Source organism: Actinomyces polynesiensis (genome assembly GCF_000820725.1).
GTDB classification, from domain to species: Bacteria; Actinomycetota; Actinomycetes; order Actinomycetales; family Actinomycetaceae; genus Pauljensenia; species Pauljensenia polynesiensis.
On the sequence record NZ_CCXH01000159.1, the window covers coordinates 1 to 7645 of the forward strand.

9 protein-coding genes and 1 pseudogene are annotated in these 7645 nt (G+C 72.9%); 5 read left to right on the top strand and 5 right to left on the bottom strand.

The genetic code is table 11. The features are described 5' to 3' along the window. Both TA90_RS07025 and TA90_RS07030 read left to right on the top strand, forming a co-directional pair. Positions 1-771 (top strand): annotated as a pseudogene (locus TA90_RS07025) (glycosyltransferase family 2 protein); the annotation flags it as partial. After that, complete coding sequence (locus TA90_RS07030) at positions 768-2171, top strand: DUF5719 family protein (protein WP_043535369.1); 1404 nt, start codon at positions 768-770, stop codon at positions 2169-2171. The pseudogene TA90_RS07025 and the gene TA90_RS07030, both read left to right, overlap by 4 nt. A gap of 27 nt (positions 2172-2198) precedes the next feature. Here the strand turns inward: TA90_RS07030 and TA90_RS07035 are convergent, their stop codons facing one another. Next, complete coding sequence (locus TA90_RS07035; protein WP_043535370.1) at positions 2199-2618, bottom strand: metallopeptidase family protein; 420 nt, start codon at positions 2616-2618, stop codon at positions 2199-2201. Here TA90_RS07035 and TA90_RS07040 point away from each other — a divergent pair. Then, positions 2607-3776, top strand: coding sequence for a zinc-binding metallopeptidase family protein (locus tag TA90_RS07040; protein ID WP_082031540.1), 1170 nt, complete (start codon positions 2607-2609; stop codon positions 3774-3776). The two genes, TA90_RS07035 and TA90_RS07040, sit on opposite strands and share 12 nt — an antisense overlap. Positions 3777-3831: 55 nt before the next feature. Here the strand turns inward: TA90_RS07040 and TA90_RS07045 are convergent, their stop codons facing one another. Genes TA90_RS07045 through TA90_RS15875 form a run of 3 tightly spaced genes read right to left on the bottom strand, consistent with a single transcriptional unit; the run spans position 3832 to position 5051 of the window. Further along, positions 3832-4149 (bottom strand): hypothetical protein, encoded by a 318-nt coding sequence (locus tag TA90_RS07045; RefSeq protein ID WP_043535372.1) that lies wholly within the window; start codon positions 4147-4149, stop codon positions 3832-3834. Between the two features lie 9 nt (positions 4150-4158). Beyond that, positions 4159-4569 carry a helix-turn-helix transcriptional regulator gene (locus tag TA90_RS15085; protein WP_197067864.1) on the bottom strand — a complete coding sequence of 137 codons (411 nt, stop codon included), beginning with the start codon at positions 4567-4569 and terminating at the stop codon, positions 4159-4161. Beyond that, positions 4566-5051, bottom strand: a complete 486-nt coding sequence (locus TA90_RS15875; protein WP_197067865.1) for an HTH domain-containing protein — start codon at positions 5049-5051, stop codon at positions 4566-4568. Before TA90_RS15875 ends, TA90_RS15085 begins: the two co-directional genes overlap by 4 nt. A gap of 134 nt (positions 5052-5185) precedes the next feature. Here TA90_RS15875 and TA90_RS07055 point away from each other — a divergent pair, with 134 nt between their 5' ends. Then, a complete protein-coding gene (locus TA90_RS07055; protein WP_043535377.1) occupies positions 5186-5620 on the top strand; it encodes a DUF3499 domain-containing protein in 435 nt (144 codons plus the stop codon). 179 nt (positions 5621-5799) lie between these two features. On the opposite strand, the gene TA90_RS07060 is transcribed toward TA90_RS07055, so the two are convergent. Beyond that, complete coding sequence (locus TA90_RS07060) at positions 5800-6633, bottom strand: RDD family protein (RefSeq protein ID WP_043535373.1); 834 nt, start codon at positions 6631-6633, stop codon at positions 5800-5802. Between TA90_RS07060 and TA90_RS07065 the strand changes: the two genes are divergently transcribed. Beyond that, positions 6632-7645, top strand: coding sequence for a stage II sporulation protein M (locus tag TA90_RS07065; protein WP_231550691.1), 1014 nt, complete (start codon positions 6632-6634; stop codon positions 7643-7645). The two genes, TA90_RS07060 and TA90_RS07065, sit on opposite strands and share 2 nt — an antisense overlap.

Here is a 7645-nt window from a genome sequence, read left to right on the forward strand (position 1 = left end):
GACCACGTCACCCCCCTCCGGGGTGCGGCGGTCCCTGCCGTGAGCCTGCAGGCGCAGCTCTCGCAGACGGCCTCCCGGGTGCTCGTCCTCACCCGCGGGACGGACGGCATCCGCGCCGAGGTGCTGCGGGGGGCTGGCCCCCTGCTGACCGACGCCTCCGCCGGGACACGTCTGGGCGAACTCGTGGACCTGCGCACCGGGCAGGAGGACGCTGCGGACGCGGACCTCGAGCAGGCGGTGGTCACCCTGGTGGAGTACCCCGACGACGCCTCGGTGCTCACCCTCGCCCAGCACGCCATCGACACGGTCCTGCTGCCCGACACCACCTCCGCGGAGGGCAGGCGGATGGCTGAGGCCCTCGACCGCGCCCCAGGGGTCGAGAAGGTCGGGACCACCGACCAGGGTGTGCTGTGGCGGGTGCGGCCCCAGGACGTCGTCCCCGCGCGGGTCGTGGTGGAGGGCGAGGACACCGTGACGACGGTGCGCGCGGGATGGCTGGGCGTCGACGCAAACCTGGACGCGGGTGTCTCCGGCACCCTGGTCCTGGCGGAACGGGCGGACCGCGCCTGGCGCGCGAGCGTGGACGGGACCCCGCTGGCCGCCACCGTGGCGACGTCGGGCACCTGGCGCCAGGCCTTCGAGCTGCCCGCCAGCGGCCACCTGGTCGTGGAGTTCCGCCCGTGGTGGCTGCTGACCTGGCGCCTCCTGTGCGGACTGACCCTGGTCGGCTCCGCCGTGGCCGCCGTTCCCGTGAGGAGGAGGCACCGATGAGCCCGACCCGTCGACGGGTCCTCGCGATCGGGACCACGGTCGCCCTCGTGGCCTCCCTGGCGGCGGTGGGGACCGCCGACCTGTGGGCGCCGACCCCGGGGGGCGGGGTCCCGGACCTGCCCACGGTCGCTGTCGCACCCACCTCGGTGACCCTCGCCTGTGCACCCGGCACGGACGACCCTTCTGACGCCGGCGCGACGCTGGCCCCCGGGGCGGACTGGTCCTCGCGGGGCACCGTCAGCGGGACGGGCACGCCGTCACTCACCGTCGGGGCCTCCGACCCCACCGGCACCCTGGACGTCCCCACCGCCGTGGTCGTGGCCGGTCAGGGGGGAGGCGAACTCCGGGGACTCTCCCTGCTGCCCTGCACGGCGCCCACCAGCGACCAGTGGGTGGCCGCCGGGTCGACCGAGGTGGGGGAGGACCTGCTGCTGGTGCTCTCCAACCCCTCGACCTCCGCCTCACGGGTGACCATCACCTCCTACGGGGCCTCCGGACGGAGCCAGGACGCCGCCCAGTCGGTCAACGTGCCCGCCGGTCAGGTGGTGGTGCTGGTGCCCGCCACCTGGTTCCCCGACGAGGACCGCCCCTCCTTCCACCTCGTCGCCGACGGACCCGGTGTCTCGGCGTGGGTGCAGTCCTCCGGTCTCGACGGCGAGGTGCCCACCGGTCTCAGCTCCGCCGCCGCCACCCAGCCGGGGACTGACCTGGTCCTGCCCGGGGTGAGCGCGGGCTCCGCGGCCACCCTGCGCCTGGTGGTCCCCGGCGACGAGGGCGCCCACGTCTCCGTGGCCGTCTCGGGGAGCAAGGGGGTCGAGTCGCTGGCGGGCGCGGAGGACCTCGAGGTCGACGCGGGTGTCCCCCTGGACGTCGACCTGACGGGCATCCCGGACGATCCCGGTGCCCTCGTCGTCACCTCCGACGTGCCGGTCGTGGCGACGGCCGAGGTGCGGACCCAGGGGGCGGCGTGGCCGGACTCCGACCAGAAGTGGGGTGGACGCACCCTGGTCGTCCCCTCGACCCCCACCACCTCCGTGGACCTGCCGGGGGCGGAGGTCCTCTCCGGGATCGTGGAGGACCAACTCACGACGGACCCGCTGCGGGCGACCACCGTGGGCACGGACAGCGGCGGGGGCGACGTGGCGGCCCGGCTCCTCGTGACGGCACCTGCGGACACGGCCGCCACCGTCGACGTCGCGGGCACCACCGTGGACGTGCCCGCCGGGGCGAGCGTGCTCACCGACCTGCCCGCGGACGCGGGACAGCTGACCTCGGACGTGGCGGTGGACGTGGCACTCGTGGTCCGTGCCGGGACCCCGACGGGGGACCTGTCGGCGGTGTGGGCGTTGGGGAGTGCCGGTATCGACACGGGCGACGTGGCGGTCGACCTGCAGCCCTGAGCCGCGCCCGGCGAGGGTGCTCCGGGTTCAGGCGGCCCCGTGGTCGAGGTCCTCGGGGGAGACGGCCACCACCCGGGAGATGCGGTCGATGAGGAGAGCCCGCACCAGTCCCTCCAACTCGTCCCCGCGCGCGGCGCGCTGTTCGACGGGCAGACGGTAGACGACGATCCTGTCGGCGAGACCGCGGCGACGGTCGGAAGGAAAGAGGCGGGCCAGCACCATCGAGTGGTCCTCCCACTCCGCGGGGTCCGAGGGCGGCACGTCCTCGATGCCGAACTCGATGCTGGAGACGATCGGCCAGCGGCGGATGAAGTCCTCCACCATGTCCGCCACGAGCTCGTCGAAGCGCTCACGCCGCGTGTGCCACACCGGTGTCCCGGGGAAGAACATCGGCCCGCGGGGTCCGCGTCCGTGACGGTCGCGTCGGGGTCGGGCATGGAGTGGCACCCCGCCAGACTACCCGCGTGTGGCCCGCTCCTCCGCAGGGGTGGCGGGGTGCGGTACGGTCGGGGCGTGCGTCTACTGGTGTGCCCACGGTGTCACTTCCCCGTGTGGCTGGAGAGCCTGACCTGTGAGAACTGCGGCACCGAGCTGCTCCTCGACGCCCGGACGCTGCGGATGGCGCCCATGCGTCGGACACCGGGGGACCGGGCGGGTGCACCACCGGAGGGTGGGGGTGCCGGCCCCGCCCTCGTCCCCTGCGCGAACCGTCCCCTCGGCTGCAATTGGGCGGTGCTCCCCGACAGTGGGGACCGCCTGTGCTACTCGTGCCGCCTCACCCGGAGACATCCCGAGCAGGGGGACTCCGCGGCATTGGGGAAGCTCGGTGTCGCCGGACAGTCCAAGAGGCGCCTCCTCGTGGGGCTGGCGGACCTCGGACTGCCCGTGGTGCCGTACTGGGTGCGCGAGGGTGGACTCGCCTTCGACCTGCTGTCCTCGCAGTCACCGGGGGTCGGCCCGGTGGTCATCGGTCATGCGAACGGTGTCATCACCATCGACCTGGCGGAGTCCCTCGACGACTACCGCGAGGCCCAACGCGTACGCCTCGACGAGCCCTACCGCACGATGCTCGGCCACTTCCGCCACGAGGTCGGCCACTACTACGAGTGGCAGCTCGTCGAGGAGCCGGGCGGGGACCTGCTCGAGGAGTGCCGGGAGATCTTCGGGGACGAGCGGGCCTCCTACCAGGAGGCCCTGTCCCGCCACTACTCCGAGGGCGCACCCGAGGGGTGGCAGGACTCCTTCATCTCCGAGTACGCGACGATGCACCCCTGGGAGGACTTCGCCGAGACCTTCGCCCACTACCAGCACATCCTCGACACGCTGACCACCGTCGCCAACGGTGGGCTGCGGCTCACGCCCGACAGTGACTCACCGTTCCTCGCGCAGGAGGTGCACCCGCGCAGCAGCTACGCGCAGCGTCCGTTCACCGAGGCCCTGGCCGACTGGCGGCCGGTCTCCCACCTGCTGAACCGCGCCAACCACGCCATGGGCAAGGGGGACCTGTACCCGTTCCGCATCCCCGACCCCGTCGTGCGCAAGCTCGGGTTCATCCACCGGGTCGTGGACTCCGTACGGACAGGGCACCCGTTCGTCGGACTGTAGGCAGCGCCCACGCCGGACGCCCCGGGTGCGCGAGCGCGGGCGAGGGCGCGACCGGTCAGTCCCTCAGTGCCCGGATGGCACCGACGAGTGCGTGCCCGGCGATGTGCAGGACGGGGATCCCCACGGCGAGGGCCACGATCGGGTTCGGCGCGAAGTGCAGACGATCGCCACGCCGCACGTACGCCCCCACCGGCAGGGAGACCCCGCCGGCACCGGCACCCCGTCTCCCCTTGTCGTCACCGGAGCCGAAGCCCCCGGTGACGATCGAGACAGGCACGAACTCCCGGCCGTCGACGGTGCGAGTCTCCCCGTAGGCGGCGTTGACACCGACGGAGGCGGAGAGCTTGTCGAGCTCCAGTGCGAAGTCGGGCATGCGCCCAGCCTACAGAGCACGCAGGGACTCCGGGCGACCTGTGGGAGCGTGCAGCGCCGATGGTGCGCACCGGGTGGCGTGTCGTCGGTTCCCGGAGGGGTGGTGCCCGGTCGTGAGATGGGTCCCCGTCCACTGGCTGGCGCTGTGGGTCGACCCGGCTGTGGTCGGTGGCGTACCGATCTCGTCAACACCGTGGCCACTGCAGGGTGCCCTGGTCACCGTGGCGCGCTCGATGCGCGTCACGAGGAACCACCGCATCCCGGTGCGCAGGTGGCACCAGCCGATGAGGTACCAGCGCCCGTTCGTGGAGGCGAAGATCACCGGTTCCACGTCCCGCGTGGTCTTCTCTCCGGTGCGGGAGGTGTAGCGGATGCGCACGATCCGCTGCTCCGCCATCGCCTCTTCGAGTGCCGATCTCACGACCCGCGGGGGGAGCCCCTTCCGTGTCGACCCAGATGCGACGTGCGAGCTGGTCCGCCTCCCTGCGAGTACGGGGATCGAGGACATCCATGATCTTCCTGACGCCCGCCGCAGCGAGGTCGGCACACGGCGCATCGGACGCGGCCGACACCGCCGCCAGGAGCGCCACGGCCCGGGCCGCGGCGCGCCCAGATGGGCACCCCGCTGTTCTCCAGCGCGTCCAGGTCTCTCTTGACCGTGCACACCGACACGCCGAGTTCACGTGCCAGCCGCTCCGCCGTCCTCCTCGTCCCCGGCCACTGGTTGGGTGCCTGGGCGTGGGATGAGGTGCAGGAGCAGCTGACCGCCCGGGGGCGTCGGGCAACGGCACTCACCCTGCCCGGTCTCGACGAGGCAGACCCCGATCGCGGCTCCAGGACACCCGACGACCAGGTCGCGGCGATCGGGCAGGCTGGTGCGGCCGAAGCGGGGCCCGTGGTCATCGTGGCCCACAGCGGGGCGAACGCGCCGGTGAGCGTCGTGCTGGACCACCACCCCTTCCTCTTCCCGTGTGGCTCTTGTCGCGCCGCCTGCGTGCCTGCGGACCCTGCAGGTGCACCGGCCGTAGGGTGTGACCGTGATAGCGGCACGGCACTGTTCGAAACCGGGATGTGGCAGGCCCGCGGTGGCCACCCTGACCTACGACTACCAGGACTCCACGGCAGTCCTGGGTCCACTGGCGACCTCGGCCGAGCCGCATGCCTACGACCTGTGCGACATCCATGCGGAGCACCTCACCGCTCCCGTGGGATGGCAGGTGGTGCGCCTGCAGACGAATTTCGACCCGGCCCCGCCCTCGCCCGACGACCTCCTGGCCCTCGTGGACGCGGTGCGCGAGGCGGCCCGCAACGAGCCTCCCCGCACCACGCACGGTTCCGCCCGGCGCGGTCCGGACCGTGGCCCATTCGCCACCGCCGTGGCCGAGGCCGCCGAGGAGTCCCCACTGGACCCGGACTCGCCCTATGCGCGCAGGCGGGCACAGTTCCGGGTGGTCAGCGACCCCGAGGAGTAGACCCCGAGGAATAAACCCTGAGGAGTGAACCCTGCGGAGTGAGTCCCGAGGAGTGAGCGCCGCGGGATGGCGACGACCGCCGCTGGGCGGGGCCGCCCTCGCCAGCGGAGGGACTCAGGACTCCCGGCCCCCCGGGCGCCGGGCCTTGGGCGGACGCGGGACCCGGACAGCGCGGTGCCTCAGATCCCGAAGGGCGGACGGTCCGCCTCCCGCCGACGCGCAGCGGCCAGGTCCTCCCGGGTCACGCAGCGCGCGAACTCCCGGTCCCTGAGGATGACCAGCACCGCCGCGATGAAACGCTCGGGATGGGTCCCCGGCGGTGGGGGAGGTGCGACGCGCAGCGCCAGGCGCGAGGCGAGGTCCGACGCGCCATGCGACCTCACCGCGGGCGACATCTGGGGAGCCGCGCGCAGGAAGCCCAGCGCCTCGGACCGGAGGCCGTCCGGTGGGGGCAGGACCTGCGCGGAGGAGGCCCAGGCCGCGAGGTCGGGGGGCATCAGCAGGGGCGCGTTCCACGCGGGTTCCGGCAGTCGGACGACCATCGTCCCGGCGGCCAGGTCGCCCAGGCGCTTGGAACGGGGCGAGACCATGGACGTGACGAGGGCGATCGACCCCAGGCTGAGCCACAGCTCGAGGATGCCCGCCAGCGCGCGGACGAGGGAGTGGCGCGCGGTGACCACGCCCCCGTCGTCCCGCACGACCTGGAGACCCCACGCCCACTTGCCCAGTGAACGTCCTCGGGTGGCGACCTCCACCGACATCGGCACGAGGACGGTCACGAGCACGATGGACCCGATGAACAGGATCCGCTCGGTGGAGGCCGAGGGGCTCTCCACGGCCTCGAACGCCACGAGCAGTGCCACCAGGAAGCCCAGGAGCGCGCAGGCGCCGTCCACCAGCCCGGAGGCCGCGCGCAGCAGCGGGGAGGCGGGGCGGACCTCCAGTTCCACCGCCTCACCGGTGACGATCGACTCCTCACGGATCCGGCGGACCGGGACGACGTCGGTGCTCATGTGTGACACGCTAGCCGACGTGGACATCGACGCACTGAGGGCCTCGCGCGCGGCCTCCTGGGACCGTCTCCACGAACTCTCCCGGCGGCGTCGCATGCCGGGGACCGAGGTCGACGAGCTCTCCGCCCTCTACCGCCAGGGTGCGGCGGACCTCGCCGCCGTGCGCGCGGAGAACCCGGACCCCGACCTCATCCGCCTACTGTCGCGCGACCTCGCTGCGGCGCGTGCACGGCTGACAGGGACGACGGGGGCTTCGGCCGCGTCCGTGTCGTGGTGGTTCCGCGTCTCCCTGCCCGCCGCGCTGCACGCGACCCGCTGGTGGATCGTGGGCGTGACCCTGGCGTTCCTGTTCGTGTCCTCCCTGCAGGCGTGGTGGCTGCTGCGCGACCCGGCGTTGTTCGCGGCGATCGGGTCACCCTCGGAGCTGGAGACCTACGCGCGGCACGACTTCGTGGACTACTACAGCCAGGACACCGCGGCGGAGTTCGGCGCCTCGGTCTGGTTCAACAACGCCTTCATCGTCCTGCAGTGCATCGGCGGGGGCATCACCGGGGTGCTGCCCGTCTACGTCCTCTTCCAGAACGCCCAGGGTCTGGGGGTCTCGGCCGCGGTGGTCATCGAGTACGCGGGGCCCGGGCAGTTCTTCGCCTTCATCCTGCCCCACGGGATCCCGGAGCTCACCGCGGTGTTCATCGCGGGTGCCGCCGGTCTGCGGGTGTTCTGGTCGCTGCTGGTGCCCGGCGCACGCACACGTCTGCAGGCGGTGGCCGCGACCGGGCGGGCGATGGTCACGATCGCCCTGGGACTGGTCGTGCTGCTCTTCGTGTCGGGGATCCTGGAAGGGTTCGTCACCCCCTCCGCCCTGCCCGTGTGGGTGAAGGTCGGCCTGGGGGCGGCGGTCACAGCAGGGGTGTGGGTCCACATCCTCGTGGTGGGCGGACGTGCGGCACGGGCGGGGGAGGCCGGGGACCTGCACAGCGATGCCGGGTATGCCGTGCCCGTGGCCGGCTGA